Source organism: Ralstonia sp. PBBBR1, assembly GCF_002256165.1.
In the GTDB taxonomy this organism is placed as follows: Bacteria; Pseudomonadota; Gammaproteobacteria; order Burkholderiales; family Burkholderiaceae; genus Ralstonia; species Ralstonia thomasii.
Genome location: NZ_NKIL01000003.1, coordinates 359,772 through 386,417, shown reverse-complemented (window position 1 = coordinate 386,417; position 26,646 = coordinate 359,772). Strand labels below are relative to the sequence as shown.

The window sequence follows — 26,646 nt, the reverse complement described above, 5'->3', positions numbered from 1 at the left end:
AAATGGGCGCGCCGGGCACCCTGGGCAGGCGCGTTACAACGCTCCGCGCGCGCGGTCTGCAGCAAAGCGCGCCTGGAATGCGGCAAAGCCGTGCGACTCGATGGCGGTGCGCATTTCGGCCATCAATTCCAGGTAGTAATAGAGGTTGTGGATGGTGTTCAGGCGGGCACCCAGAATCTCGCCGACGCGCTGCAAATGGTGCAGGTAGGCGCGGGAGAAATTGCTGCAGGTGTAGCAACCGCAGGTCTCGTCCAGCGGGCGCGGATCGTTGCGGTGCACCGCGTTCTTGATCTTGATGTCGCCAAAGCGGGTGAAGAGCCAGCCGTTGCGCGCGTTGCGGGTCGGCATCACGCAGTCGAACATGTCGACGCCGGCGGCAACGCCTGCCACCAGGTCTTCCGGCGTGCCAACGCCCATCAGGTAATGCGGCTTGTTTGCAGGCAGGCGAGGCGCCACGTGCTGCAGCACGCGCATCATGTCTTCCTTGGGTTCGCCGACCGACAGGCCACCGATGGCGTAGCCGCCGAAACCTTCGCCGCCCGCATCGGCGTCAATCGCTTGCAAACCGGCCAGCGATTCATCGCGCAGGTTCTCGAACATGCCGCCCTGGACGATGGCGAACAGCGCGTTCGGATTCTTCTCGCGCTCGAATTCGTTGCGTGAGCGCTGGGCCCAACGCAGGCTCATGCGCATCGAGGCGGCGGCTTCGGCCTCGGTGGCGGGGCGATCGCCGATCTTGTATGGCGTGCATTCGTCGAACTGCATGACGATGTCGGAGTTCAGCCGGCGCTGGATCTGCATCGAGATCTCGGGCGACAGGAACAGCTTGTCGCCATTGATGGGCGACGCAAACGTCACGCCATCTTCGGTGATCTTGCGCAGATCACCCAGCGAAAACACCTGAAAACCACCCGAATCGGTCAGGATGGGCTTGTCCCAGCCGTTGAAGCCGTGCAGGCCCTTGTGCGCGTCCATCACTTCCAGACCGGGGCGCAGCCACAGGTGGAACGTGTTGCCAAGGATGATCTGCGCGCCGATGTCCTTCAGCTCCGCCGGGGACATCGCCTTGACCGCGCCATAGGTGCCCACCGGCATGAAGATGGGCGTTTCGACCACGCCGTGGTTCAGGGTCATGCGGCCGCGTCGGGCGAGGCCATCAGTGGTGAGCAGTTCGTACTTGAGCATGGTCAGAGCGATTGGGTTTCGCCGGGTTCGCCGGGTTCGGTGGGGGCGCGCGTCAGCAGCATGGCGTCGCCGTAACTGAAGAAGCGGTAGCGCTGGGCGATGGCGTGCTGATAGGCCTCACGGATGGCGCTCATGCCGGCAAACGCCGATACCAGCATCAGCAAGGTCGACTTGGGCAGGTGGAAGTTCGTCACCAGCAGGTCGACGGCGCGGAAGCGGTAGCCGGGGGTTATGAAGATGTCGGTCTCGCCGCTGCAGGCATTGAGCGTGCCATCCGGCTGCGCGGCCGATTCAAGCGCGCGCATCGACGTTGTGCCGACCGCGATCACGCGGCCGCCGGCTGCGCGCGTGGCGCGGATCGCTTCGGCCAGTTCGGGCGTAATTTCGTACCACTCGCTGTGCATGCGGTGCTCGGCAATGTTTTCCACGCGCACCGGCTGGAACGTGCCGGCACCGACGTGCAGCGTGAGAAAACCGCGCCGGATGCCCATGGCGTCCAGCTTGGCGAACAGCGCATCGTCGAAATGCAGACCGGCCGTGGGTGCCGCGACGGCGCCCGGGTTGCGCGCATAGACGGTCTGGTAGCGCGTCTCGTCGAAGCTGTCGGGGTCGTGCTCGATGTAGGGCGGCAGCGGCAGGCGGCCGTACTGCTCGATCAGATCGAGCGCCGGCTGCGGGAAACGCAACGTAAAGAACGGCTCGGCGCGCGGTCCGACCGTCACGTCAAAGGCGTCGGCCAGGCGCAGCGAGGTGCCCTCGACGGGCGACTTGCTGGAGCGGATCTGCGCCAGCACCGTGTGTTCGTCCAGCAGGCGCTCGACAAGCACCTCCACCTTGCCGCCGCTGGCTTTGTGGCCAAAAAAGCGTGCCTTGATGACGCGCGTGTCGTTGAAGACCAGCAGGTCGCCGGGGCGCAGGTAGTCGACCAGGTCGGCAAACTGGCGGTCTTCAAAATGCACGGCATCTTCCGTACGGCGTACGGCCAGCAGGCGGCTCGCGGTGCGGTCGGGCAGGGCGGTTTGTGCGATCAGCTCAGGCGGCAGATCGAAATCGAAATCGGACAGCGTCAGCATGAAAAGTGGCGCAGACGTGGATTGCGCCAAGTGATGGTCGCGGGCGCCGGTACAATCGGGCGACTCGCAAAGTTCGCCATTGTAAACGTCCTGTGCCGTCTCGCGCCCGTTCCGCCACTGATGCTGCTCCTATGCCCGACGCTGATACTGCGCCGGCGCCGAAGCCAAAACGCGCGGCCACGGCAGACAAGCCAGCCAAGGCAACGGCCAAAACTGCCCGCCCAGCAGACAAGCTCGCCAAGCTCGGCCTGCACCGCGACGTCGATCTCGTCCTCCATCTGCCGATGCGCTACGAGGATGAAACCACGCTGCTGACCATTGCCGAGGCCACGGCCCGCGCCAACACCGGCTGGGCTGCGCAGGTGGAAGGCACGGTCACGCGCAATGAAGTGGCGTTTCGGCCGCGTCGGCAGCTCGTCGTGCATATCGCCGATGACTCGGGCGAACTGGTCCTGCGCTTTCTCAATTTCTACGGCAGCCAGGTCAAGCAGATGGCCGAAGGCGTGCGCCTGCGCGTGCGCGGCGAAGTGCGCGGCGGCTTCTTCGGCGCCGAGATGGTGCACCCGACCGTGCGCGCCGTGGCGGACGATGAGCCGCTGCCCGATCGCCTGACACCGGTGTATCCGAGCACGGCCGGCGTGGCGCAGGCCTATCTGCGCAAGGCAATCCTGAACGCGCTCACGCGCACGCCGCTGCCGGAAACGCTGCCGAACAGCCTCGTCACCGGCCCGCTCGCGCCGCTCAAGCTGATGACGCCGGCCGACGCCGTGCGCCTGCTGCATCAGCCGATGCCCGATGTCGATGAGCACAGCCTCGTCGAGCGCACGCACCCGGCGTGGCTGCGCATCAAGTTTGATGAACTGCTGTCGCAGCAGTTGTCGCTCAAGCGTGCGCAGGCCGCGCGCCGCATGCGCAACGCGCCCATCCTGCGCGACAGCGGCAAGGATGGGCTGCTCGCGCGCTTCATGGATGCGCTGCCGTTCAAGCTGACCGGCGCCCAGGCCCGCGTGTGGGAAGAGATTCGCGCCGATCTGGCGCACCCGTACCCGATGCAGCGGTTGCTGCAGGGCGACGTAGGCAGCGGCAAGACCGTCATTGCCGCGCTGGCAGCGTGCCAGGCCATCGATGCGGGCTGGCAGGCGGCGCTGATGGCGCCGACCGAACTGCTGGCCGAGCAGCACTACCGCAAGCTTTCTGCGTGGCTGGAGCCGCTGGGCGTGGACATCGTCTGGCTGGCCGGCAGCCTCAAGCGCAAGCAGAAGGACGAGGCGGCGGCGCGCGTGGCGGCCGGCACGGCGCAACTCGTGATCGGCACGCACGCGCTGATCCAGGATGCGGTCACGTTCGCGCGGCTCGGCCTGGCGGTGGTCGATGAACAGCATCGCTTCGGCGTGGCGCAGCGGCTCGCCCTGCGCGGCAAGGCGAGCAACGGCGACGGCCCCGCCGCCAACGTCCAGGTGCCGCACCAACTGATGATGTCCGCCACGCCGATCCCGCGCACGCTGGCGATGACGTATTACGCCGATCTCGACGTCTCTGCCATCGACGAGTTGCCGCCCGGCCGCACGCCCATCGTGACGCGCCTGGTGAATGATGCGCGGCGCGACGAAGTGATTGAACGCATCTACGCCGCAGCACGCGAAGGGCGACAGGTCTACTGGGTTTGCCCGCTGATCGAGGAAAGCGAAGCGCTGCAGCTGCAGACTGCCGTTGAAACCTTCGAGACGCTTTCGCAAAGTCTGCAAGGCCTGAAGGTGGGCCTCGTGCATGGACGCCTGCCATCGGCCGAGAAGGCCGCCGTGATGAGCGCCTTCGCCGGCGGCGACCTGCACGTGCTGGTGGCCACCACCGTCATCGAAGTGGGCGTGGACGTGCCCAATGCCTCATTGATGGTGATCGAGCACGCCGAGCGCTTTGGCCTTGCGCAACTGCATCAACTGCGCGGGCGGGTGGGGCGCGGCACGGCGGAATCGGTCTGCGTGCTGCTGTATCAGGCGCCACTGTCCCCGACGGCCAAGCAACGCCTGCAGACCATGCGCGAGATCACCGACGGTTTCGAAATCGCCCGGCGCGATCTGGAGATCCGCGGCCCTGGCGAGTTCCTGGGGGCGAGGCAATCGGGCGAAGCGATGCTGCGCTTTGCCGACCTGAACCAAGATGCGTGGCTCGTCGAGTTTGCGCAGGGCACCGCGGACGAGATGCTCGCGCGCTTTCCTGAAGCCGTCGACACCCATCTCAAGCGCTGGCTGGGCGAGCGCGAGCACTACCTGCGTGTTTAAGGGCTGAGGCGCACGCTTCGGTACGCCAGCTGTGCCTGCTTGCGCAAGCGCTTGGCCGTGTCCATCGCACGATCGGCCTGCTTGAGCGGGGCGGCGATCTCCGTCTCTCCGTCAGCTGAACGACACGGACCGGCATGTCGCCCGTATGAGGCGCCGTTACAACTTTCGTATGCTCTGCGACGGCGCGGGTGGACTCGGCCGGGCGCGAGACGTTGATGTCCCATCGCTCTTCGTCCGACGCTCGCCCTCACGGCTTAGCCGATAGTCGGCTCCAGCCGAATCAGCGTGATCTCCGACGGCGCACCGAACCGCTTGGGCGGGCCCCAATATCCGGTGCCACGGCTGGTGTAGATCCACAGACGCCCCAGCTTGTGCAATCCGGCCGTAAATGGCTGCTGCAGCGGGACAAACAAACTCCACGGCCAGAACTGGCCACCATGCGTGTGTCCTGACAGTTGCAGGTCGAAGCCGGCCTCTGCCGCGGCCGGGGCGCTACGCGGTTGATGCGCGAGCAGGATCGTGGGCGTCACGCCGGACGGCGACCCCGCCAGCGCTCGCGTCGGATCGCTCGTGTGCGCAGTGTCGAACTTACCCGCACTGAAATCGGTCACGCCTGCGATCACCAGTGGCGCGCCGTCATGTTCGAGCACCGCATGCTCGTTCATCAGCACCCGCATGCCGAGCCGCTCGAACTCGGATACCCACGGGCCGACGCCCGAGTAGTACTCATGATTACCCGTTACCGCAAAAACGCCGTGCCGAGCCGACATGCCGGCCAGCGGCGCGATATGTGGTCGCAGCACTTCGACCTCGCCGTCCACCAGATCGCCCGTCACGGCGATGACATCGGGTTGCAGTGCATTGAGCCGGTCGACCACGCCCGCCACATACGCACGCTTGATGGTGGGGCCGACATGCAGATCGGTGATTTGCGCGATGGTGAAGCCGTGCAGCGGCGCCGGCAGGCCTGCGATGGGCACCGTCACCCGCGCGACGCGGGGGATGCGACGCGCGTTGACATAGCCGATCAACGTCACCAGCAAGGTGAGCGCGACGACGAGCAGGGCCGAGTCATGCCGATAAGCCTGTGGCAGCACGATCAGCGCGATGTCGCGCAGCAGCGTCAGCACGAACAGCGAAGAGAACAGGCCCATCAGCAACGCACCGAACCAAGACACGCGATCGGCCAGCGAGATGGGGCGGATCACGAAGCGCGCCGCCATCCCAGTGGGAATCATCACCGTCGATATGAGTAGGAAGATGATGCCCGCAGCCCAGCCGGCGCCATTCCAGCCCAGATCCGGCAGCAGCCGCCATCCAATGTAGACATGCAGCGCTGCCATGAGCCCGACCGTCGTCATCAGGAAGCGGCGTCTGCCGCGGGGCAGGGATCGACTGCCGTTAGGTTCGTCACGCATGCTGGGGCGGCTCCTTACTGTTTTGTGTTTCGGTGAAACGCATTCACGGGAGATGGGGCGGATGGCAGCGTTGTCAATGCCGGACCGCCATTCGAACCCCAAGCAACATCGCACGTCCCTTGGTAAAATCTATCGACATCCCCAAGTCGATTGATCGCCATGACGCTCACCGAACTCAAATACATCGTCGCCGTTGCGCGGGAACGCCACTTTGGGCGTGCCGCCGAGGCCTGCTTCGTCTCGCAGCCGACGCTGTCGGTCGCCATCAAGAAGCTGGAAGACGAGCTGGCCGTGCAGATCTTCGAGCGCGGCGCGTCGGAAGTGAGCGTCACGCCTGTCGGCGAGCAGATCGTCACGCAGGCGCAGCGTGTGCTTGAACAGACGATGGCGATCCGCGAGATCGCCAAGCAGGGGATGGACCCCCTGGCCGGGCCGCTGCGGCTCGGGGTGATTTATACGATCGGCCCGTATCTGCTGCCCGCGCTGGTCAAGCAGATGATCGACACCGTCCCGCAGATGCCGCTGATGCTGCAGGAGAACTTCACTGTGCGGCTGGTGGAGCTGCTCAAGCAGGGCGAGATCGACTGCGCCATCATGGCCGAGCCGTTTCCGGAAGCCGGCCTGATGACGGTGCCGCTGTACGACGAGCCCTTTGTCGTGGCGGTGCCGCGCGGCCACGAACTGGCGAAGGCGTCGTCGGTGGACCCAGCGGCGCTTAAGCAGCAAACCATGCTGCTGCTCGGCAACGGCCATTGCTTCCGCGACCACGTGCTGGGCGTGTGCCCGGAGCTGTCGCGTTTCTCGCAGAATGCGGACGGCATCCAGAAAACCTTCGAGGGTTCGTCGCTGGAAACGATTCGCCATATGGTCGCCAGCGGCGTGGGCATTACCGTCCTGCCGCGTACGTCGGTGCCGAACATGCGGCCTGCCGCCACCGATCTGCTGACCTACGTGCCCTTTCAGGAGCCGGTGCCCGACCGCCGCGTTGTGCTGGCCTGGCGCAAGAGTTTCACCCGCATCGCCGCGATCGAAGCGGTGGCCAAGGCGGTCGCGCAATGCAACCTGCCCGGCATCAAGCTGTTGCCGCCCACGCCGCTCGTTCACTGATCTCCTGAGTGGTGCGTTGACCGTTGTCGGCTTAGCGAAGGGAATTAGAAAAAGCGACGCTTTTTCGCTGAGAATTAGCGAAGTTGGCTAGAAAAAATAGCGAAGCTGATCAGATTGCCATGTGGCGTTCGCAGTTCCCTTCCTCGTTCTTGTTGGAGGGCGGGTGGTGACGGGAAAACTGCCTTAAATGCTTCATTGTTGGATCCTCAGGCGCTCGCCGTAAATGGCAGCTAGCCACGTCACTGAAGAAGCAGAGGCCACAGATTAGTGCGCTGGAAGGTTGGAGGCCTATCAGATGTCCCTAGACTGCGATAGGCTCGTGTTGGTTTTGTACTCCTTGGTCCACATATCCCCGGGGTTTCCGCTTAGATGAACGAGCGTCAACCGGCGTGAATGCCGACGCGTCACGGCGGAGCACAAAGGATGGCTGTCCATAGCTTAGTGTCCCATCGCCACACGATAGCGGCAGTTGTGACGCCTACAAATATGCACAAGACAAGCAGAGCTCGGACTTTGCGCCGCGTGATAAACCGCATAGCTCACCGCCTTAACTGACAAAAAACGCTGCCTACCGCATGGTGCATGTCCAATTGCGGGCCACGCCCGAGGCGGAGCACTTTACATGCCGCGGAAGCAACGTCAAGAAATGACAGGAGCCAGGACGCCGGGTGTGCGCCCAGTTTCAATAATGCGTGAGCAATCTCCCGCGCTACCCCACGTTCATCGGCAACAACACCATCTGTTTGCCCTGCACGTGTAGGCGCGTCTGGATCTCAAGCGGCGTCTGGTTGTGCAACCAGGCGGTCAGGAAATTGACCTGTTTGAAGATGAGCTTGCTGGCAAAGCACACGCTGTTCGGGAAGGCGTCCATCGTGGTTTCGGCCAGGCGCGTGAATTCCGCAATCGGGTGCGTGCCGAAGGCGATGCGGTAGTCCGCCGCCATGCCGTGGCGCCGGCAGTGCGCCACGTAGTACGCCAACGATGCGCTGATGGTCTGGCGCAGGTGGTCCAGATGTTCAGCGCCTTCATAGCTCTGTGCGTCCACCTCGCCCACGGCCAGGAAGATCACGTTCTTGAAGTGGCCGGGAAACAGCCGGTTCACCCACAGCAGCGCATGCATGCTCGCCCCAAGATGCTTGCCGACCAGCAGAATGGCAGTCGGCTGTGAAGGGTCTGGTTTGGCCGGGGCGCTGCTTTCGTCCACCGCAGGGGGGGCTCCGCCAAACAACGCATCTTCCTTGGCGATCTGTGCGCGGGTTTCGTCATAGTGCCGCCGGATCAGGACGCACAGCGCCACGACCGCGCTGGTGACCAGCACTGTCAACCAGCCGCCCGCCGTGAATTTCTCGACCAGCGTGATAACCAGCACCGTGCTGGTGACCGACAGGCCCAGGGCGGACAGTGCGAAGTGCTTGAGCCAGTTGCCACTGTCCTTGCGGCGGCGCCACCAGTACGTACACAGGCCCAGCAGTGACAGGCTGAACGTCAGAAACACGTTGATGCTGTACAGCACCACCAGCACCGCCACCTCGCCGTGCGTCCACAGCAAGATGATGACGCTGGCCACGCCCATCACGATGATGCCGTTCTGCCGCACCAGCCGCGTCGACAGATCGCGGAAATGCCGCGGCACCCAGGAGTCTTGCGCCATGTTCGACAGCACCGCAGGGCCATCCAGAAAACCCGTCTGCGCGCCCACCAGCAACAGGCCCGCCTCGAACGCCAGCACGGCTGCCAGCAGCACACTGCGCGCAAGCGCTGAGTCGAGCCCCATGTGGTCGATCACGCTGCCGAACACCACCGCGTTAAGCGTCTGGCCTTCCACTGGCTTGGCCTGCCACAGCATGTACAGCAGGATGATGCCGCCCGCCGTAAAGGCCAGCGACGTCGCCATGTACAACATGGTGCGCTTGCCGGCAGGCACGCGCGGCTCGGCCAGCATGTTGACGTTGTTCGAGACGGCTTCCAGGCCGGTATAGGTACCGCCGCCCATCGAGAACGCGCGCATCAGCAAGCCGAGCATCACCAGCGGCCCAAGCGCCTGTGACATGCCATGCGCCTCGCTGACTGCGTCCGGCACTACCGTCACCAAGTGGTCGCCGTGCACGGCCACGCCATAGACGATCAACCCGAGATGCAGCACCACAAAGCCGATGAAGATCGGCAGCAACACCAGGATGGATTCCCGCATGCCCCGGAAGTTGAGCCCGGTCATCAACACGACCAACACGATTTCGGTGCCCAGCTTGAACGCTTGCGCGCTCACGGGCAGCAGGCTGAAGAACGCGTCCACGCCGCTTGCCAACGAGGTGGCGACGGTCAACACGTAGTCCACCAGCAGCGCCGCCCCCGACACCAACCCGGGGCGCGGCCCGAGTAGTGCCGTGGCCACCCGGTAGCCACCCCCGCCGGTCGGGAACAGCTCGATCACCTGGTTGTAGCCCAGCGCGATGATGAACACCGTGGCAGCCGTGGCCAGCGCGAGAAACAGCGCGAGCGGCGTGTGCTGGCCCAGCGCCAGAAAGGCTTCTTCCGGGCCGTAGCAGGAGGAAGACAACCCATCCGCCCCCAGCCCGACCCACGCCAGCAACGGCGTCACCGCAATGGCATGGCGTGTGCGCGGGTCCAGCGGGTCCAGGGGCTTACCCACCAGCAGTTGCCACATCTTGGTCATGCTTGCCATGGCGTCTCCGTGCAGCGAGTGGTCTTATGGGGGCCAAGTTGGCTGTACTGCTCAATCTAGAGCAGCGTCCGCACAAATGCCACCGATGCCTGCCAAGGCGGCCTTTGCCCGTGAACTGGCTTAAACAGGGCATCCAGGGTGGTTTGTTTACGCGATTTTTTCACGCGCGGGTGATCTCTCTACACGTTTTTGACGGTCGGCTGGCTACGCTTCAGCTATCACCACTACGCGGGCGCCATGCGCCATCATCGAGATGGACATCCTAGCCAGATGGTTGCTCGGCATCGGCGCCATGGTCGCCGTTATCGCATTGTTCATCGCTGTCTACCTCACGGATCGGCGCGCGGAGGAACGCTATGGTCGCGCCATCGAGCAGCACGGCGCTTCGGACTCGAACACGGCGGACCTGTCTTAACGAAGCGCTCAGAGCCCAACGTATCCCGGTACCCGCAGGCAACCACCCGACTCACCCTGCCGCCGGCCGATCAACGTGATCAAACCTTGCCATGCTGAAACTTCTCGTACCGGTTAACGGCTCCCGCCACGCACTGGATGCCGTGCGCCACGCCGCCTTCCTCTGCCAAGATCGCTGCGCGTCGGACATCGTGCTGCTGAACGTGCAGGCGCCACTCGAAGGCGGTCGCGCCAGCGCTTACCACTCACTGGAGGCGCTGCGCCAGCTCGAAGAACAGGACGGAGAAGCCGCGCTTCGACAAGCGCGCGCCATCCTGGACGATGCCGGGGGCGCGTTACGTGGCGCAGATCCGAGTCGGCCGCGTGGCCGAAACGATCGCCCAGAGCGCTGCGGCCAATCAATGCGACATGATCGTGATGGGTTCAGCAGCGCGTACCCCCCTGGGCTCTTTGATCAGAGCCAGGCTGTCAAATCGGCTGATGCGCTTATCGCGCATCCCGGTGATGTTGGTGCGCTGAATGCAGATATCTAGCCCTATGGCCGTTGTATGCGCGATACGCGAAGAAATTTCTTGTCCAATTTGGTCGGAGTTGCTAACCTGCGCGCCGTCACAACTACGGATTAATTTCCATGGACAGTTGTTCTAGTCGATCTTCGATCGCACATTGAACGGCTAGACAGTCTCGGCGTGCCGCGTGCGCACCTCACCACTGCCTAGCCGCATTGCACGGCGGGCAGTGGCACTTGTGTGGGTTCTCTACGCAAGTCTCTTCCCCAATTCGATTGTTTTACCGACACGGCCATGTGGCTGCGTGCGCGCTTGCGTGCGTGGTTTCCTGGGAGGGCCGTGGTCGGCTCGTGCCTACGTTCGTCATAGAAGCGAACGGGGGAGGTCTCATGTTGTTTCTTTCGATGCTGCAATACGCTTGGGTCGCAGTACGTCCGCTGGTTCTGGCACGCGCCGCAGCGCTTGGCCGTCCAGCGTTGTTGGCTGTGATCACGCTGCTGTCGGTTTGTGCGCAGGCTGCCCGCGCGGAAGAGGCCCCGGTTGCCGATGCACCGCTGATCGCCAGTGGTGAATTGGGCGATCGCTTTGGATTCCATGGCCAATCGACGTGGGTCTGGCAAGCCAAGCCGGCATTCAACGCGCCGTACAGCGGCGACAACAGCCTGACACCGGGCCGCGCCACCAGCTATTCCTTCAGCACCACGCTGGATTTGGGCATGCGGCTGTGGAAGGGCGGGGAGTTCCACTTCAACCCGGAAGTGGTGATGGGCAAGGCTTTCTCCGATCTGCATGGTTTGGGCGGCCCAACCAACGGGGAGTTGGCCAAGGTCACTGGCACCGACCCGACGCTGTATCGCGCCCGTGTTTTCATGCGTCAGACCTGGGGACTGGGCGGCGATACGGAAAAGGTCGACGCCGACTTCAACCAGTTCGCCGATGTGGTCGACAAGCGCCGCGTGGTACTGACCGTGGGCAACCTGCCAGTGCTCGATGTGTTCGATGCCGTGGAACATGCGCATGACCCGCGCACACAGTTTCTGAACTGGTCATTCATGACGCATCCATCTTTCGACTATCCCGCCGATGCGCGCGGCTACAGCTGGGGCGTGGCGCTGGAATATATCGACAGCGAACTCGGCTGGGCTGTCCGCGCAGGCCGTTTCCTGCAACCGGTGGAGTCCAATGGTTTGCCGCTCGACACGCGCTTTCTCAAGCACTATGGCGACATGCTCGAGCTGGAAAAGAGCTACACGCTGTTCGGCCAGGAGGGCAAGGTGCGCCTGCTGGGTTGGCGCAACTTAGCGCGCATGGGCCGCTTTGATGATGCGATTGCGCTCGGGCAGGCCACCGGTGCCGCGCCAGACCTGAGCCAGGTGCGGCGCGAGCACGCCAAGGTGGGCGTGGGCCTGTCGTTCGAGCAGAAAGTGGGCGAAAACCTGGGCCTGTTCACCCGCCTGAACTGGTCGGATGACAAGACTGAGACCTATGCTTTTACCGAGGCGGGCCGCAACGTGTCGTTCGGCGGTCTGCTCAAGGGCACGTCCTGGCGGCGGCCGAATGATGTGCTGGGAGCGGCCTTTTCGCTCAACATGCTGGGCCCGGATCATCGTGCCTATCTGGCGGCGGGCGGCAGCGGCGCCTTCCTGGGTGACGGCGCGCTGAACTATGGCCACGAGCGCATACTCGAAGTGTTCTACAGCTTTCAACCGGTCAAGGGCATCACGCTCAGCCCCGATTTTCAGTTGATCCAGAACCCCGGTTACAACCGGGACCGCGGGCCTGCCAAGTTCTTTGGCATTCGTGCCCACGCGGAGTTCTAACGCCTACGGAGGACCCATATGGACAGTCCGAGTCGACCTTATCCGACATCCACATCTGTTTCCCACTAGGCGAGTCTGCCGCACGGTTTTCCCTGCTGTTGACTTGCCGCCTAGGCAAGGCAGCGGTGTCTGCATCGCTCCTTGATTGTTTGAATCTGCCGCTAGGGTAAGACGACCCCTGTGCGGCGATTGCCGCATGCCGCGCATCTGTTGCACCCATGTGGCGAGGAGTTGCCATGCGCAAATTCAACATTCCCGCCCGCCGTTTCTCGGCCATCGCGCTGCCGTTCAGCTCGCCGTTCGTGCAGGCCCGCGCCGGTGCGCCCGAGCGTGCCAACGCCGTGCCCGCCACCGCCAATCGGCGTGCGGATGACGGCGGTCAACCGCTCTCCGGCCACGGCTACGCCGCTGCCGCTATCCGACTGTCGCGCACCTACTGGTAACCGGCGGGTAGCCCCACCACCCAATAACAAATCGGAGGTCGCTATGACCCAACTGACTCCGGGCATTGACACACCAATCCGTCATGCCGCTCTTGATAGCGCCCATGTGGGCGACATCCGCGGTGCGCTGGGCACCATCGCCCACCACGATACCGGCGCACGCGATAGCTGGCGCGCGCGCCTGCGCACGTTGCTCGCCATTCTCGGGCCCGGCCTGATCGTCATGGTCGGCGACAACGATGCTGGCGCGTTCGGTACGTACACGCAGGCCGGGCAGAACTACGGCACCACGCTGCTGTGGACGCTATTGCTGCTCATTCCCGTGCTCTACGTGAACCAGGAGATGGTGCTGCGCCTGGGCGCCGTCACGCGCGTCGGCCATGCGCGGCTGATCTTTGCGCGCTTCGGCAAGTTCTGGGGCACCTTCTCCGTCATCGATCTGTTCCTGGTGAACGCGCTGACACTGGTGACGGAGTTCATCGGCATCAGCCTCGCGCTGGAATATCTCGGCATCCCGCGCCACTGGGGCGTGTGTGCGGCGGCCGCGCTGGTGATGCTGGCGGCGTCCACCGGCGACTTCCGCCGCTTCGAGCGCTTCGCGCTGATATTGGTGGCGGGCAGCCTCACGCTCATACCCATCTTTGTGATGGTGCATCCGCCGATGGGGCAGGTGGCGCGCGATTTCTTCGTGCCTGCGCTTCCGGCCGGTGTACCGCTGGCCGAGGTGATGCTGCTGATCATCGCCATCGTAGGGACGACGGTGGCGCCGTGGCAATTGTTCTTCCAGCAGAGCTACGTGATCGACAAGCGCATCACGGCGCGCTTCATCCGCTATGAGCGTGCGGACCTCTGGCTTGGCATCGTGCTGGTGATTGCCGGTGCCGTGGCGATGATCGCCTTCAGCGCGCAGGCCTTCCACGGTACGCCAGAGGTTGGCAACTACACCGATGCACTGGGCACGGCGAAAGGGTTGGAAGCGCACTCGGGCCGCTGGGCCGGTGTGCTGTTTGCGATCGCGCTGTTGGACGCCAGCATTATCGGCGCATGCGCGGTGTCGCTGTCCACGGCCTATGCGATCGGCGATGTGTTCGCTGTACGGCATTCGCTGCATCGCAAGCCGACGGAGGCCAAGGGTTTCTATGCGATCTACTTCGGGCTGACGCTGCTGGCCGCAGGGTTGGTGCTGACGCCGGGTGTGCCGCTCGGGCTGCTGACCAACGCGGTGCAATCACTGGCCGGCGTGCTGCTGCCGAGCGCCACGGTGTTTCTGCTGCTGTTGTGCAATGACAAGGCCGTGCTGGGCCCATGGACGAACGGACGCGCCATGAACATCTTCACCGGCGGGGTGGTGGCGGTGCTGGTGATGCTCTCCGTCATCCTGACGGCGGCGGTGCTGTTTCCAGGCATCGGCGAGTTCGAAATCGGCGCGATCCTGATCGGCGGTTCGCTCATCGCCATCGTCATGTCGCTGGTGCTGTGGCACATCGAGCGGCGCAGTCATCGACCCCAGCATCCACTGCGCGTGAGCGTGCTGGATCGCGACCACTGGACCATGCCGCCGCTGGAACAGCTCACGCCAGCACGTTGGACACCGCTCAAGCGCACGTGGATGTTTGTGCTACGTGGCTATCTTGTGGTGGCGGCTGGATTGGTTTTGGTGCGGATTGCCGGGTTGTTGACCGGTTAATGCTAGGCCAGCAGCCATTAGTTGCTTTTGCTCGCTTCTGACGTGCGCGCGGCCGTCGTGAGCTAGCCTGCACAGGGTGGAAGCCTGTCTACGGGATCGACGTGGGTCATGACATTGAGTACGTCACGTCGTTCCAAGACGCGTCGCCTGGCTTCGAGCGCGATGTCGTGACCGACTTTCACGGTTGCGGTGCTTTCGATCTCCAAGTGCGCGTCCACCAGGATCATGTCGCCCATCTTGCGTGTCCGAACGTCGTGAACGCCAAGCACGCCTGGCGTGCCGAGCATTACTTGCTGAATTTCGGTCGCTGTCTGTTCATCGACGGCTCTGTCCATGAGATCGTGCAGAGCATTCGAGCCAAACTGCCACCCCATTCTGGATACCATCAGCCCCACAATGAGTGCGGCCACCGGGTCGAGCAGGTGGAATCCAAGCAAATTGCCAATGATGCCGAGTGCGACCACCAACGAGGAGGCTGCGTCGGAGCGAGCATGCCAGGCGTTCGCTATCAGCATGCTGGAGCGCACGCGCTCGGCGATAGCCAGCATGTACCGGAACAACAGCTCTTTGCTTACCAGTGCGCCAAGTGCAACCCACAAACCAATCAACTTCACATGTGAAATTGATTCCGGATGCTCCAGCTTGGTGACCGAGCTCCAAAGCATTCCGATGCCTACGGCAAGTAGCAGCAAGCCCAAAACCAGGGATGCCGCTGTCTCGAACCGAAGGTGACCATAGTGATGTTCTGCGTCCGGTTCCTTCTGGCTATGGTGTCCGGCAAAGAGAACGACGAAATCCGAAACCAGGTCGGAAAGCGAGTGAATCGCGTCGGCTATCAACGCTTGTGAATGGGCAAGAACGCCAGCAACCAGTTGCGCGGCTGTTAGGGCCAAATTTACACCCACGCTCACGAGAGTGCTGCGTTTCGCCGCGCGCTTCATGGCGGGCGTCTCGCTGTCGACATCGATCTCGGTCGGCTGTTGCATGGTCTTGTTCGTCTGATGGTCGAGGACAGATCACCTTGCGGGCGAGTGCCTGAATTTGTCCAAGATCATAGGGGGAGAGCTAGCCGTTTGGGAAATAACCGGGAGCCGCAGAAAAGAATCCGCATGAGAGGCGTTCGCATTCGCTGTTGCATTGGTTAGCACAATTGCAATACCGGGATCCGTGATCCAGCAAAGAGGCGCTTTCAGCCTTAAGCCGCATCAGATTGCCTCGAGACCAGAAAGCGTTTTCGTCCCCCACAAGTACTTCATGCCAGATGCCATTGGCGCGGGGCGAATCTAAGTCCCTACCCCCATCGTGAACATGCGCATCAAGACTATCCACTAGTGAGCCAGGATCGGCTTGCCGAACAGCGACGGCAGGAAATCATCAAGGAAGAACAACACCTGAATATTTGCGCCGACACCTCGCGTCGATCCGTGCGTTGCAGGAAGCACCATTTCCGCGGCAACCTGCCACGTATCCTTGACATAGGCGACCCCTGGGTTGACGGTGCCGCGCGTGCGTTGCCCCCGTGGCGAGTCGAAAGCGAACTCAATCAAGGGAATCCATTGGTGCAGGGGTTCGTCCTTGGGCAGCACGCCTGGTACAAATCGATCCGTCAAATAGAGCGTGCTGTACTCCAGCGCGAATCCCCAGTGCACCGTGGTGACATTGGCTGTCCTTACAGTGTTGAACTGCCGCGTCGTCGGGTCATAGCTCAAGTTGTCCGACGTCTTGCTGGTCGGCACGGCCACGCTGACGCCCGCTGTGATGCCGAATGGCCGCAGCCAAGACCATGCGTCAGGCAAGGCGCCGAACCCCTGGCCTATATAAAGGCTGGGGGCGATGGTCGCTGAAGTGTTGGCGCCGAGCCGTTTGGCCCCGGTATGGGGCAGTCCATAGATTAGCGAACCGGCAACAAGCGTTTCGTTCAGGTCATCTTCGTAGAGCCTGGACTTGAGTACCACGTCGGAACCGGTTGCGCCGGGCTGTCGCGTGTTGCCCCAGTCGCGCCGGATGACGCCCGTGTCAAAACCGATCGAGACCTCGGGTGTCAGCAGCCTCGCGAACGAGATCGTTGCACCGCGATCCGTGACGTTTCCGCTGTCATCAGGGTGTTTTACAGCGCCCGCGGTGATCGAGAGTTCGTCAGCAACGGCTGGGTCATCGAAATTGAGTGTGCCCGGAAAGAAGCGGTTGCCCGCGATCCCGTGCGCATGCGATGGGCCGGAGACGCCGCACGCAGCAAGGGCGAGCGCTGCTGCGCAAATGCGAACAAATGCGGATGGGCGGTACATGGTCGAGAGAATCTGCGGTCAGCCCGCGAATGTTTTTGTTGTGGTCGGGCAGATGCGGCACACCTGGCAGGGTGCCGCGCCCCATGTTTGGGGATGCGGAGGAAATGTCCGAGTCGGCCGTTAGGCTAGTTGCCTGGCAACGCGTGAACCTCCACCGTGATATGCGAGAGTGCCTGAAGTCGCCGCAACCGTTGGTGATAAAACTGCGGCCCGCGATGCGCTTGGCCTGTGCTCACCGAGACCACCGCGCCCAGGTGGCCAGGGCCGATGCGCCACACGTGCAGGTCGAGCAGCGTGTCGCCATCGGACTCCAGCGCCGTCTTGATGCGCCTGCCGATATGTTTGTCTGGGGTCATGTCGACCAGGATGCCGCCCGTGTCGCGCATCAATCCGTACGCCCAGTTGGCGATGACCAACGCACCGACGACGCCTGCAAGGGGGTCCATCCACAGCCAGCCGAAAGCTCTTGCTAACAACAGCCCAACAATGGCTAGCACAGAGACGGCGGCGTCGGCCAGAACGTGCACATAAGCTGCGCGCATGTTGTGGTCGCGATGGTGTGCCCCGTGTCCGTCGGCGTGGTCGTGGTCATGCTCTTCGAAATCCACGCTGTATTCCTGACCACCGATGCCGAGCACCGCAGTGAAGGCATGTGGCTCCGGAATCTCTGTGGTGGATTCCAGATAGTTTGCCTTGCGGACCAGCAGGAATTCCTGGCGGCTTCCGTCCGGCCGGAACGTGGTCACCGTCGCCACATCGCCGGGCAGCGGAGCAGTTTCTCCAGCCAGGCGGAACACTGGCGGTACGCCTTCTTCAAAGATCGACAGTGCGAACACGCCCGCGGGCGCGTCGATGTGCTGCACTTCCTTGCCATGCGGATGCGTGTCGCCAAGTCCGGCTGCGTCGTGATCGTGTCCGTGGGCGTGACCATGGTGATGACTGTGGCCATGGCTGTGACCACCGTGGTCGCCACCGCTCAGCAGCCAGGCGCTGGCGATATTCACCAGCAAACCGACGATCGCAATCGGGATCGCCTCACTAAAGTGGATGGGCACCGGCGAGAGGAACCGCACCACCGCTTCGTAGCCGATCAACAGCGCGATCATCGCCAGGATGATGGCGCTGGTGAAGCCGGCCAGATCACCAAGCTTGCCCGTCCCGAACACGAAGCGCGGGTCGTTCGCATGACGTCGCGCATAGGTGTAGGCCAGTGCCGCGATCAGCATGGCGCCTGCGTGCGTCGACATATGCAACCCATCGGCCACCAGTGCCAGCGAGCCAAACATGCTTCCGCCGATGATCTCGGCGGCCATCATGAGCGTGCAGAGCACGATCACGGCCCAGGTTTTGCGCTCGTTCTTTTCGTGTCCCTCGCCCAGGAACACGTGGTCATGGCTCGCGCCGAACGGCGTGTCGTAGAAATTGCTCATAGCCGACTCACTTGAAATAGCTATGCACGACCTCGATCAGCTGCTCCTTGGCGCTGCCGTCGGCGTGCTCATGTTCGTCATCCACCTCGGTCAGGTGGGTGCGGATGTGGTCTTCCAGCACGACGGCGAGCAGGCCATTCATGGCGCCGCGGCAGCTCGTGATCTGCTGCAGTACGGGGGCGCACCCTTGCTCCTCCTCCAGTGCGCGCTCGATGGCATCGAGCTGGCCCCGAATCCGGCGAACGCGGTTGAGTAGCTTCTGCTTCTCACGGATGGTGTGGCTCATCCCATTGCCTCATCAAAATATACTGTAGGGGAGTATACTACATAAGATTCAAGTCGCCGTGATGGCCAAGCGATTCGTATTCATTGCCGGCGAGGACAACAGTCGCTTGCTCGTCCTGAATATGAAGACCAAGCAGCTCCCTGCATGCCTCGATCTCGGAAGGGCGCCTGATGTGTGGACTACGACCTTGATTTCGGGCAGCTCTATGTGGCCGGTGAATCCGGTGTGCTGTCGATCTTCCATGCCGCCGCGACGGGTGTGACCAAAATCGGCGAAGGCTTGGTGGGGCCGAACGCGCACAGCTTGGCGATCAACCCAGCCACACGTGAAATTTGCTTTCGCTTGAAGGACATCGACCGCCACACCATGATGCGTGTCATGCGACTTGGCGCCTAACACCTATGAACGCACGACAGCAGGGCCGTCTGCTCAACCAACTATCGTTATGTCCATTCGCACCGCTAGCCCTGCTTTGGCCGCCGCGCTGTTATTTGGCGCGAGCACGCCCCTGGCCAAAACTCTGACTGGCGGAATTTCGCCAATCCTGCTGGCAGGGCTGCTCTACCTGGGAAGTGGCCTTGGCCTGGCAGGCGTGTTGTTGGCTCGGTGGCTGACGCGGAAGCCCGCTGAGACGCCGCAGCCGGGACCGACCATCCCCCGCCGCGAGATTCCTTGGCTGCTCGGCGCCATCCTGGCTGGCGGAGTAGCGGGACCGGCGCTATTGATGACGGGGTTGACGCAAACGGGGGCCGCCCCCGCATCGCTGCTACTCAACGTCGAAGGCGTCTTCACCGCGTTGATCGCGTGGCTCGTGTTCAAGGAAAACGCTGACCGGCAGATCGTGCTCGGGATGATTGCCATTGTTGCGGGCGGTGTGCTGCTGTCATGGCAACCGGATGCGGCCAGCTTGTCGCCAAGCGCCTTGCTGATTGTGGCGGCCTGCGCCTGCTGGGCGGTCGACAACAACCTGACGCGCAACGTCTCCTCCAACGATGCGGTACTGATCGCGTGCCTCAAAGGCCTGGTGGCCGGCACCTGCAATACCGGCTTCGCGCTGGCCGCCGGCAATGCATTGCCTTCTGCGCTACCGCTTGCGTCGGCGATGGCGGTTGGGTTCGCTGGGTATGGCGTGAGCCTGGCGTTGTTCGTGGTGGCCTTGCGGCATCTGGGGACTGCCCGGACGGGGGCATATTTCTCCGTTGCGCCGTTATTCGGCGTGGTGATTTCCTTCCTGATCTGGCCGGAAATTCCTGGGGTGTTGTTCTGGCTGGCGGCCGTGTTGATGGCGCTTGGCGTGTGGCTGCACCTGCGCGAGCGGCATGAACATGAGCACGTGCACGAGCCGATGGAGCATACGCACGCGCACCGACATGACGAGCACCACCAGCACGAGCACGATTTCCCGTGGGACGGCAAGGAGCCGCACGTGCATGTGCATCAGCACGAGCCTTTAGTCCACAAACATCCGCATTACCCGGATATTCACCATCGCCATACACACTAGGCGCAGGCAGCAACCAGTGTTGCGAACGCAGCGGTCTCGAGCCCACGTTTCGCCAAAAGTACGTGAATCGACCAAGTACGAAGCGCCGATGCCGTGCCGGGGTGGTTTCGGCCGAACGACCATTTTCCGATTTGGTTCGCTGCCCCAATGGTCGGATTGCTCAGTTTATGTGGCATTCGGCGCAGGTTTGCACTGTTTATGAGTCATTCTCCGTGATCGGAGCCATATGTACATCCGAAAGGGAACTAAGGTCCTGTGTGCACTATGTAAGTTGCGTTCAGCGACCTAGACTGATATTCGCCTGGACCAGGAACCCTCGCGATGGAGGGTCGACAGGTCAGGGTGGGGAACGCAAGAATCCACGTATGTATGGTTTGTGGAGCGCCTTATGCCGGCCCGCCGGATCCCCAAAAATTACCTCTTTGTCACCGGCCGTCACGCATCTCCTCAGGCGGACGAAGTCATCGAGTTCGAGTCAATTCTGGAGAAGGAGTACATGCTCCTGCTCGACTCCGATCCCCGCGTCGACTCATACGAAGCACAGCCTGTCGAAATCCCGCTGTCTCGCGGGCGAGTCTATGTCCCAGATCTGCTGGTGAAATATCGTGACTCCTCCTCGGGCGACCAGCGGCCACCTGAGTTGGTGGAAATCAAAATACAAGAGCACCTTGACCAGCATGCCGAGACGTATCGGGAGAAGTTCGCTGCAGCAGCTGTATTTGCAGAAGAGCGAGGCTGGATCTTCGTCACTCGAACAGAGGATGACATCAGGACGCCGCGCATTCAAAACTTGAAGTACCTGCACAGGTATCGCCATACGCCCGCAGATCCCATTGAGGTGGAACGGGTGCTTGACGCGATGCGCCGGTTGGGTAGCCCAACGACTCCGGAGACGCTACTGGGCAGTTTGACGGACAGTTTAGAGACGCGCGCAGAGTTGATTCCGGTGCTTTGGCATCTTGTTGCCCATGGCGAAATTCACGTGGATTTGCAGATCCCGCTGGAAAGCACGCAACTGTTTCTACCGAGCTAGGTCATGGCAAGCAAGCCGTTAGCAAAGACGCCGACCCTTCTATCGATTAAGAAGGGGGGCAGCTACAGCCACGATGGGCGTACATACGCGATTCTCCACTACGCTGGCTTGGACAGCGTTATCGCGCGCGAGGATGCATCAGGAGCGATGGTTATCCTCAACGTGGGGTCGCTCAAGGCACCGTTTAAGGGCCTTGAGGGCTTCCCGGAGCCCAGAGAGCATATCGACCTTGAAGACGTATCGGAGGATGACTGGGAAATCGCGCAAAGCCGACTGGACATCATTAGTCCTCTGCTCGCTCTCCGGCGGAACCGGACTAAGGCGGACTATGTCGCTGTGGCAGCCAACGCAGGCGTGAGTGTCCCGACGCTCTATAACTGGCTGCGAACCTACCTTTCGTCCGAGCAGTTGTCCTCGCTGATACCGACGCGCAAGAGCGGTGGTCGCGGGCGCAGCCGGCTAGCGCCTGAAGTGAAACTGATCTTGGACCAGTACGTTCAAGAGCACTATCTAACCAAGCAGAAGCCGTCGGCAGCGAAGGCCGCCAGGGAGGTCCGCCGCTTGTGCCATGTCGCAGCGCTTGAGCCTCTCCCAGCCGTGTCGACCATCTACCGACATCTAAGTTGGTTGGACGAGCAGGAAGCGCTGAAGCGCCGTGAGGGGCGCCGCGCCGCTGAACAACGATTTGGTGTGAACAAGGGATCCATTCCGGACGCCGAATGGCCGCTTGCCCTGGTTCAGGTCGATCACACTTTGTTGCCCGTCATCATCGTGGACGAGAAGCACCGTAAGTCGATCGGCCGGGCCTGGATCACCTTGGCAATCGATGTGTTCAGCCGCGCCTGTTTGGGTATGTATTTGTCTCTGGATCCACCTTCAGCGATGTCTGCGGGTATGTGTATCTCGCACGCCATGTTGGACAAGGGCGAATGGATGGCACGGCTGGGATGTGGCGATATTGAGTGGCCCTTCCGCGGCCCCATAGACGTCCTGCATATGGACAATGCCAAGGAGTTCAGAGGCAAGATGCTGGCCGTTGCTACGCGGGAGTACCACATCGACATTCATCTCCGGCCGGTCAAGCAGCCTCGCTATGGTGCGCATATCGAGCGGCTCATGGGTACCGTATCCGAGGAGTTGAAAGAACTCAAAGGGGCAACCTTCGCAAATCCCCAGCAGAAAGGAGAGTACGACGCCGAGGGCAATGCCTGCATGACCATCGACGAACTGGAGAAATGGCTTGTCCTAATGTTCGCTCGATATCATCGAGACGTTCACGCCGGCATTGGCACGACGCCATTGACCAAATGGACTGAGGGCATTCTCGGCACACGGGGAAAGATGGGGCGTGGAATCCCACCAATAGTCACCGACCCCGAGAAGCTCCGCATCGACTTCATGCCATATGTGGAGCGAACGATCCAAGGCGATGGCGTCGTCAACGAAAGAGTTCACTACTTCCATGACGTGTTGCGGCCATGGATCGGCGAGCGTGATCCTGATAATCCGAGGAAGGGCAAGCAGTTCCGGTTTCGCTATGACCCGCGCGACATGAGCGTGCTGTACTTCTTCGATTCGGATCTCAAACGTTACCAGGCGATTCCCTATCGAGATTCGAGCTTGCCGCCTGCAAGTTTTTGGGAGATTCGCGCGGCCAACAAAGCGGCGAAGGACGCCGGCATGAAGGACTACAGCGAGCGAGATCTTTTTGCGCTGATCACTCGGCAGCGTGAACTCGAAGAGGCTGCCGCTGCACGGAGCAAGGCGGCGCGTCGAGCAGAGCAGCAACGCAAGCAGCAAGAGAAGGCACGCGCGCGGAAGCCTCAAGATTTGCCGCGTGCTTCGAAGGTGGATCCCTCCAGACTAGCGCCAAGCATCCGGGGATACGACCCTGACGATGTCCAACCGCTGAGCGATGATGAATAGCATGATGACTCAGTATGCTCACCTCAGCCCGACAGCACAGACGCACCTGGCGCTGCCGGACAAGGACCGCATTCGAGAGATCCAGACAGGCACGTGGCTGCCCCTCGACCATGCGAAGACGACACTTCAGAAACTAGAGGAGTTGCTCGACTATCCAAAGGTGACGCGGATGCCGAGCTACCTCATCGTGGGCCCCTCATACAGCGGCAAGACGTCTATTCTTGAGCGGTTCCGCGCTGACCACCTTCCTGATATGGATCCCCACAAGGAGGTCACACGATGTCCGGTGGTGATGGTCGATGCGCCACCGAAACCCGACCTGTCCGACTTCTATAGTCGGATCATGGATAGTCTGATGACGCCGTACAAGCCGACGGCTCCGGTCTACGAAAAGTATTCGCAGGTCAAACGTCTTTTCGGCGAGATGGATGTGCGCATCCTGATCATCGACGAGATCCACCATCTGATTGCCGGTGGCCTTACCAAGCAGCGCGAGTTTCGCAATGCCCTCAAGAGCCTGAGCAATGAGGCAAAGATCAGCATCGTCGCTTCAGGGATTGAAGAGGCGTACAACGCGTTTAACTCCGATCCGCAGATGTCGAGTCGGTTCGTCCCGATCGAGATGCCCAGTTGGACGCCTGGCAAGCAGCTAGGGACGTTGCTGATGACTCTGGAGCGGCGGACACCACTGCGCAAGCCGTCAGGCCTGCATTACCCCGAGATGATGCAGGCGATCTATGTAAAGAGCGAATCCACCCTTGGGGACATCTTCGATCTAGTGAAAGCGGCGGCAGTGGAGGCAGTTAGGTCCGGTGAAGAAGCGATTACGGAGAAGTTGCTTGCCGATCTGGATTGGGTTCCGCCCTCCAAGCGTAAGACCTACAGGCGGAGACTATGAAAACGTGGTCATGCGCAAAGACGCAGCTCTGGCCGATACGATACAAGCCCATACCTGGTGAGCTATTATCGAGCTGGATCGTGCGGCTAGCGCATGGCCATGGAATGGGCGTGATGCCGTTCTGCAACGTGGCGCTTGGTCCCATGGCTCTGCAACTGACGATGGATATCGACCGACGCAGTCGAGAGTCCCTTCTGAAGGCGTTGGCGTTGCACACAGGAACGCATCCGGACGCAGTGCATCAAGCCACGCTGCGCGTCTACGAGGGGGTTCTCTATCGACAGTTTCACGTTGGGGGATTCCTCCCTTGGGTGATCGCTATCAATCTGCCGCGGAGCGTCAGGCTTGGCCCAGGTCTCCAGTTTTGCCCGTACTGTCTCAGAAGTGACCCGGTACCGTACTTCCGTCTCTCCTGGAGGGTTGCACTTCAAACCTTCTGTGAGCGGCACCAATGCTTGTTGCTGGATCGGTGCCCAGGCTGTGGCGCTTGCTTGTTTGTTCAGAGGGTCGATTCAAACTGGTGCCACGCGGAAATAGATGGTATTTGCCATTGCCACAACTGCGATTTCGACCTCCGATTGGCGGAGGCACCTGCAGTAGACGATCGAGGGAGCGGGCTTTTAGCTCTGCTGCAGCAACTGACCCGCGAGCTTTCTGTCGTGAACGCGATAGGTCTGCCAGGCCTGTTAGAGCGTCTACACGCTATGGCGGTGACGCTGTTGTCGGGCAAGGCCAAGCCGCGCCTCTGCAATAGCCTTGCGTGTCGCTTCGGCTACGCTGACCTGGAAATTCAACAGGCCAGAATGCCGGCGTTCGAACTGCAATCTGTAGTGACACGGCATGCGGTGCTTCTTTGGTCCCTCTGGCTTCTTCAACGCGACCCCGATGCGTACGAGCGGCCGGTCAAGCCGGTCGCTCCGCTACACCATCGGTTCATCAAAGAGATCCTGACGCAGCCACGAATCGATGCGGGTGGTCAGACGGGCTGCGACTCGTTCGGAGACCTTTCAATCGCAGGGGAGAGTTCAGCGCAGATACGCGATGGCCGCGTGGTACAGCTGCATTGAGATCCAGGAGCGTAACTCGTCAGGGGCACTGACCTGAGTGTGCTCCAAGGCCATCACCTGATAACCAGTTCCATTCTGCACCGAGATAAACGCCCCCGTCGCCGCCTGAATCGCATGTTGAATCGCTTCGTCACTCTTGTTCGCCAGGGGCACCGCGAATGAAACAGGTGGGCTGGCCTCGTGAACCATGAGCAAGGTGGATGCTTCCTTTGATGAAACAGCGAATGCTGCTACGCGCTTCATCCGGTTTTCGTCATCCGGAACCAGCAGATGTTCGTCCAGTACCCCGTCCTCGTCCGCGATTAGTGGCATGGGGACAGACCACCCGTCGTCGCGGCTTGCCGTCAGGACGCGCACGGACGCGTCGTTCAGCCCAGATAGCGCTTTGACTGCGTGCGCCAAGAATGCCGGTGGGTCCGGAACCTCGTTGTCGCCATCGACGATTTGCGCTTCTCGGATGCGCTTCGTGGAGCCCGGCTCGCCAATCGCATGCTCGCTGATGGGTTCGCCGGACGAGGTAGTGGTACGAGGTTTCTGTCCACCAATGGCGCGGTCCGCGAAGACCCACTTGTTCTCTAGGTCGACGAACCGCCGATTGCCGCGCATAGGCATCGTAGCCGGAGCAAGCTGCGATGAAGGGTCATGCTCTTCCAGGCTGACTTTGGAGGGTTCCTTGGGTTTTCGAGCTGATGGGACTGTAGCCTGCGGCGGGGTCTCGGGCGCTACCTTGCTGCCGAGATTCTTCCTTGTGCCGGTCACACGGAATCGCAATGATTTGAAGGGGAAAGGGTGCGAGCAACTCAGCAGCTGATAGACGAGAAACGTTCCTTTCTGATCGTTGCCGCGCGATAGCCACTTCCCGGAGGCTCGCAGCGTTGTCGTTCCTTCGAACGGAAAGAGGGTCTGCGGATAGATCTCCTGCCGCGCTTGTGCAGCTCGAGCACAGGATGCACCGATCATTGCGGCCGCATGCCATGCGAGGCGGCCGCCGGCAATTCGCGCGATGTCTTCGGCGCTCGCACGCGGAATGCGGTCTGCCAGCTGGAGCGTCATCCGGTTGTGCCGATCGATTGTCATCCCCGTGTAGAGATGCTCTTTCCGGAGTTGGGGAGAGAACAGCCTATTCAGCAGTTCGCTGGACGACCCAAAGTAGAAGCGGATCAACTCCATGCAGGGGACGACAAGTAGCTTGCCGTTCGGGAGAGTGACCCGGACGCAATAGGAGTGCGTGTTCTCGCGATGCCCCGCATGCTCGTGAAGTGGCAACATGAAGCCGCCATCCTCGAAGCTCGATCCCGCCTTTACAAGCTCGCAGGTGTCTCGGCTGATCTCCAGATCCTCACAGAGCAACTCTTCGTCTGCCGCACGGGATTCCAGGGCCTGCTCGCGCCACTGGTCGCCGATGCGCAAGAGCATCGCGGTTCCGACTGAAACCCAGCATCGGGTTGACTGTCTTTCCGCGTGACGGAGCGAGGGAAGCGATAGGCGAGCGGAAGTGTCCCGGCCGTTGCCTTTGGACAGCGAGACCAGCACGGACGGATGGCGCCGCCGCACCATGCGATCGGGAAAGGCGATGGGACCGAACCAGTCCACGCGCCA

Annotated in this window: 21 protein-coding genes and 1 pseudogene; 13 read left to right on the top strand and 9 right to left on the bottom strand. The window is 61.8% G+C overall.

Annotation, left to right across the window (positions count from 1 at the left end; translation table 11 throughout):
• Positions 1–33: 33 nt before the first annotated feature.
• Together tgt and queA are read right to left on the bottom strand one after the other, a co-directional pair.
• A complete protein-coding gene (gene tgt / locus CFE42_RS05345) occupies positions 34–1,185 on the bottom strand; it encodes a tRNA guanosine(34) transglycosylase Tgt (protein ID WP_004632834.1) in 1,152 nt (383 codons plus the stop codon).
• 2 nt (positions 1,186–1,187) lie between these two features.
• Complete coding sequence (gene queA / locus CFE42_RS05340) at positions 1,188–2,258, bottom strand: tRNA preQ1(34) S-adenosylmethionine ribosyltransferase-isomerase QueA (protein ID WP_004632833.1); 1,071 nt, start codon at positions 2,256–2,258, stop codon at positions 1,188–1,190.
• Between the two features lie 131 nt (positions 2,259–2,389).
• Between queA and recG the strand changes: the two genes are divergently transcribed.
• The gene (recG, locus tag CFE42_RS05335; protein WP_004632832.1) at positions 2,390–4,537 is read left to right on the top strand and encodes an ATP-dependent DNA helicase RecG; all 2,148 of its coding nucleotides are present in this window, start codon (positions 2,390–2,392) and stop codon (positions 4,535–4,537) included.
• Between the two features lie 254 nt (positions 4,538–4,791).
• Here the strand turns inward: recG and CFE42_RS05330 are convergent, their stop codons facing one another.
• Positions 4,792–5,955, bottom strand: a complete 1,164-nt coding sequence (locus tag CFE42_RS05330) for a metallophosphoesterase (RefSeq protein ID WP_004632831.1) — start codon at positions 5,953–5,955, stop codon at positions 4,792–4,794.
• 159 nt (positions 5,956–6,114) lie between these two features.
• Here CFE42_RS05330 and CFE42_RS05325 point away from each other — a divergent pair, with 159 nt between their 5' ends.
• Positions 6,115–7,062 carry a LysR substrate-binding domain-containing protein gene (locus CFE42_RS05325; RefSeq protein ID WP_004632830.1) on the top strand — a complete coding sequence of 316 codons (948 nt, stop codon included), beginning with the start codon at positions 6,115–6,117 and terminating at the stop codon, positions 7,060–7,062.
• Positions 7,063–7,771: 709 nt separating this feature from the next.
• Here the strand turns inward: CFE42_RS05325 and CFE42_RS05320 are convergent.
• On the bottom strand, positions 7,772–9,745 hold the full coding sequence (locus tag CFE42_RS05320) for an APC family permease (protein ID WP_004632829.1): 1,974 nt from the start codon (positions 9,743–9,745) through the stop codon (positions 7,772–7,774).
• A 253-nt stretch (positions 9,746–9,998) separates the two neighbouring features.
• Between CFE42_RS05320 and CFE42_RS05315 the strand changes: the two genes are divergently transcribed.
• The 5 genes and pseudogenes from CFE42_RS05315 to CFE42_RS05290 all read left to right on the top strand — a co-directional run bounded on the left by CFE42_RS05315 (position 9,999) and on the right by CFE42_RS05290 (position 14,618).
• Positions 9,999–10,160: a hypothetical protein gene (locus tag CFE42_RS05315; protein WP_004632828.1), complete on the top strand. Its 162-nt coding sequence runs from the start codon at positions 9,999–10,001 to the stop codon at positions 10,158–10,160.
• A gap of 91 nt (positions 10,161–10,251) precedes the next feature.
• A pseudogene (locus tag CFE42_RS23890) lies at positions 10,252–10,678 on the top strand (universal stress protein).
• 379 nt (positions 10,679–11,057) lie between these two features.
• Positions 11,058–12,488: a carbohydrate porin gene (locus tag CFE42_RS05300; protein WP_004632826.1), complete on the top strand. Its 1,431-nt coding sequence runs from the start codon at positions 11,058–11,060 to the stop codon at positions 12,486–12,488.
• A gap of 236 nt (positions 12,489–12,724) precedes the next feature.
• A complete protein-coding gene (locus CFE42_RS05295; RefSeq protein ID WP_004632825.1) occupies positions 12,725–12,931 on the top strand; it encodes a hypothetical protein in 207 nt (68 codons plus the stop codon).
• A 43-nt stretch (positions 12,932–12,974) separates the two neighbouring features.
• The gene (locus CFE42_RS05290; protein WP_004632824.1) at positions 12,975–14,618 is read left to right on the top strand and encodes an NRAMP family divalent metal transporter; all 1,644 of its coding nucleotides are present in this window, start codon (positions 12,975–12,977) and stop codon (positions 14,616–14,618) included.
• Positions 14,619–14,680: 62 nt separating this feature from the next.
• Here CFE42_RS05290 and CFE42_RS05285 read toward each other — a convergent pair whose 3' ends face one another.
• The 4 genes from CFE42_RS05285 to CFE42_RS05270 all read right to left on the bottom strand — a co-directional run bounded on the left by CFE42_RS05285 (position 14,681) and on the right by CFE42_RS05270 (position 18,619).
• On the bottom strand, positions 14,681–15,604 hold the full coding sequence (locus tag CFE42_RS05285; RefSeq protein ID WP_004632823.1) for a cation diffusion facilitator family transporter: 924 nt from the start codon (positions 15,602–15,604) through the stop codon (positions 14,681–14,683).
• Between the two features lie 342 nt (positions 15,605–15,946).
• Positions 15,947–16,903, bottom strand: coding sequence for a hypothetical protein (locus tag CFE42_RS05280; RefSeq protein ID WP_004632820.1), 957 nt, complete (start codon positions 16,901–16,903; stop codon positions 15,947–15,949).
• Between the two features lie 125 nt (positions 16,904–17,028).
• Positions 17,029–18,333: a CDF family Co(II)/Ni(II) efflux transporter DmeF gene (gene dmeF / locus CFE42_RS05275; RefSeq protein ID WP_004632818.1), complete on the bottom strand. Its 1,305-nt coding sequence runs from the start codon at positions 18,331–18,333 to the stop codon at positions 17,029–17,031.
• A gap of 7 nt (positions 18,334–18,340) precedes the next feature.
• Positions 18,341–18,619, bottom strand: a complete 279-nt coding sequence (locus tag CFE42_RS05270) for a metal/formaldehyde-sensitive transcriptional repressor (protein WP_004632816.1) — start codon at positions 18,617–18,619, stop codon at positions 18,341–18,343.
• 174 nt (positions 18,620–18,793) lie between these two features.
• Here CFE42_RS05270 and CFE42_RS05265 point away from each other — a divergent pair, with 174 nt between their 5' ends.
• The 6 genes from CFE42_RS05265 (at position 18,794) to CFE42_RS05240 (ending at position 25,047) form a co-directional block, all read left to right on the top strand.
• Positions 18,794–19,015, top strand: coding sequence for a hypothetical protein (locus tag CFE42_RS05265; RefSeq protein WP_004632814.1), 222 nt, complete (start codon positions 18,794–18,796; stop codon positions 19,013–19,015).
• A gap of 49 nt (positions 19,016–19,064) precedes the next feature.
• Positions 19,065–20,123, top strand: coding sequence for a DMT family transporter (locus CFE42_RS05260; RefSeq protein WP_004632812.1), 1,059 nt, complete (start codon positions 19,065–19,067; stop codon positions 20,121–20,123).
• A 388-nt stretch (positions 20,124–20,511) separates the two neighbouring features.
• A complete protein-coding gene (locus CFE42_RS05255; RefSeq protein ID WP_004632810.1) occupies positions 20,512–21,156 on the top strand; it encodes a heteromeric transposase endonuclease subunit TnsA in 645 nt (214 codons plus the stop codon).
• Positions 21,157–21,159: 3 nt separating this feature from the next.
• Positions 21,160–23,082 carry a Mu transposase C-terminal domain-containing protein gene (locus CFE42_RS05250; protein ID WP_004632808.1) on the top strand — a complete coding sequence of 641 codons (1,923 nt, stop codon included), beginning with the start codon at positions 21,160–21,162 and terminating at the stop codon, positions 23,080–23,082.
• Between the two features lies 1 nt (position 23,083).
• On the top strand, positions 23,084–23,980 hold the full coding sequence (locus CFE42_RS05245) for a TniB family NTP-binding protein (RefSeq protein WP_238563819.1): 897 nt from the start codon (positions 23,084–23,086) through the stop codon (positions 23,978–23,980).
• Positions 23,977–25,047, top strand: coding sequence for a TniQ family protein (locus tag CFE42_RS05240; protein WP_004632804.1), 1,071 nt, complete (start codon positions 23,977–23,979; stop codon positions 25,045–25,047). The genes CFE42_RS05245 and CFE42_RS05240 overlap by 4 nt, the downstream gene beginning before the upstream one ends.
• On the opposite strand, the gene CFE42_RS05235 is transcribed toward CFE42_RS05240, so the two are convergent.
• Positions 25,006–26,463 carry a hypothetical protein gene (locus CFE42_RS05235; protein WP_238563818.1) on the bottom strand — a complete coding sequence of 486 codons (1,458 nt, stop codon included), beginning with the start codon at positions 26,461–26,463 and terminating at the stop codon, positions 25,006–25,008. The genes CFE42_RS05240 and CFE42_RS05235 overlap by 42 nt on opposite strands.
• Positions 26,464–26,646 lie beyond the last annotated feature (183 nt).

Bases quoted from the DNA above. Each gene is read 5' to 3' on its own strand.
- tgt (WP_004632834.1), bottom strand. From the start codon at position 1,185: ATGCTCAAGTACGAACTGCTCACCACTGATGGCCTCGCCCGACGCGGC.
- queA (WP_004632833.1), bottom strand. From the start codon at position 2,258: ATGCTGACGCTGTCCGATTTCGATTTCGATCTGCCGCCTGAGCTGATC.
- recG (WP_004632832.1), top strand. From the start codon at position 2,390: ATGCCCGACGCTGATACTGCGCCGGCGCCGAAGCCAAAACGCGCGGCC.
- CFE42_RS05330 (WP_004632831.1), bottom strand. From the start codon at position 5,955: ATGCGTGACGAACCTAACGGCAGTCGATCCCTGCCCCGCGGCAGACGC.
- CFE42_RS05325 (WP_004632830.1), top strand. From the start codon at position 6,115: ATGACGCTCACCGAACTCAAATACATCGTCGCCGTTGCGCGGGAACGC.
- CFE42_RS05320 (WP_004632829.1), bottom strand. From the start codon at position 9,745: ATGGCAAGCATGACCAAGATGTGGCAACTGCTGGTGGGTAAGCCCCTG.
- CFE42_RS05315 (WP_004632828.1), top strand. From the start codon at position 9,999: ATGGACATCCTAGCCAGATGGTTGCTCGGCATCGGCGCCATGGTCGCC.
- CFE42_RS05300 (WP_004632826.1), top strand. From the start codon at position 11,058: ATGTTGTTTCTTTCGATGCTGCAATACGCTTGGGTCGCAGTACGTCCG.
- CFE42_RS05295 (WP_004632825.1), top strand. From the start codon at position 12,725: ATGCGCAAATTCAACATTCCCGCCCGCCGTTTCTCGGCCATCGCGCTG.
- CFE42_RS05290 (WP_004632824.1), top strand. From the start codon at position 12,975: ATGACCCAACTGACTCCGGGCATTGACACACCAATCCGTCATGCCGCT.
- CFE42_RS05285 (WP_004632823.1), bottom strand. From the start codon at position 15,604: ATGCAACAGCCGACCGAGATCGATGTCGACAGCGAGACGCCCGCCATG.
- CFE42_RS05280 (WP_004632820.1), bottom strand. From the start codon at position 16,903: ATGTACCGCCCATCCGCATTTGTTCGCATTTGCGCAGCAGCGCTCGCC.
- dmeF (WP_004632818.1), bottom strand. From the start codon at position 18,333: ATGAGCAATTTCTACGACACGCCGTTCGGCGCGAGCCATGACCACGTG.
- CFE42_RS05270 (WP_004632816.1), bottom strand. From the start codon at position 18,619: ATGAGCCACACCATCCGTGAGAAGCAGAAGCTACTCAACCGCGTTCGC.
- CFE42_RS05260 (WP_004632812.1), top strand. From the start codon at position 19,065: ATGTCCATTCGCACCGCTAGCCCTGCTTTGGCCGCCGCGCTGTTATTT.
- CFE42_RS05255 (WP_004632810.1), top strand. From the start codon at position 20,512: ATGCCGGCCCGCCGGATCCCCAAAAATTACCTCTTTGTCACCGGCCGT.
- CFE42_RS05250 (WP_004632808.1), top strand. From the start codon at position 21,160: ATGGCAAGCAAGCCGTTAGCAAAGACGCCGACCCTTCTATCGATTAAG.
- CFE42_RS05245 (WP_238563819.1), top strand. From the start codon at position 23,084: ATGATGACTCAGTATGCTCACCTCAGCCCGACAGCACAGACGCACCTG.
- CFE42_RS05240 (WP_004632804.1), top strand. From the start codon at position 23,977: ATGAAAACGTGGTCATGCGCAAAGACGCAGCTCTGGCCGATACGATAC.
- CFE42_RS05235 (WP_238563818.1), bottom strand. From the start codon at position 26,463: ATGCTCTTGCGCATCGGCGACCAGTGGCGCGAGCAGGCCCTGGAATCC.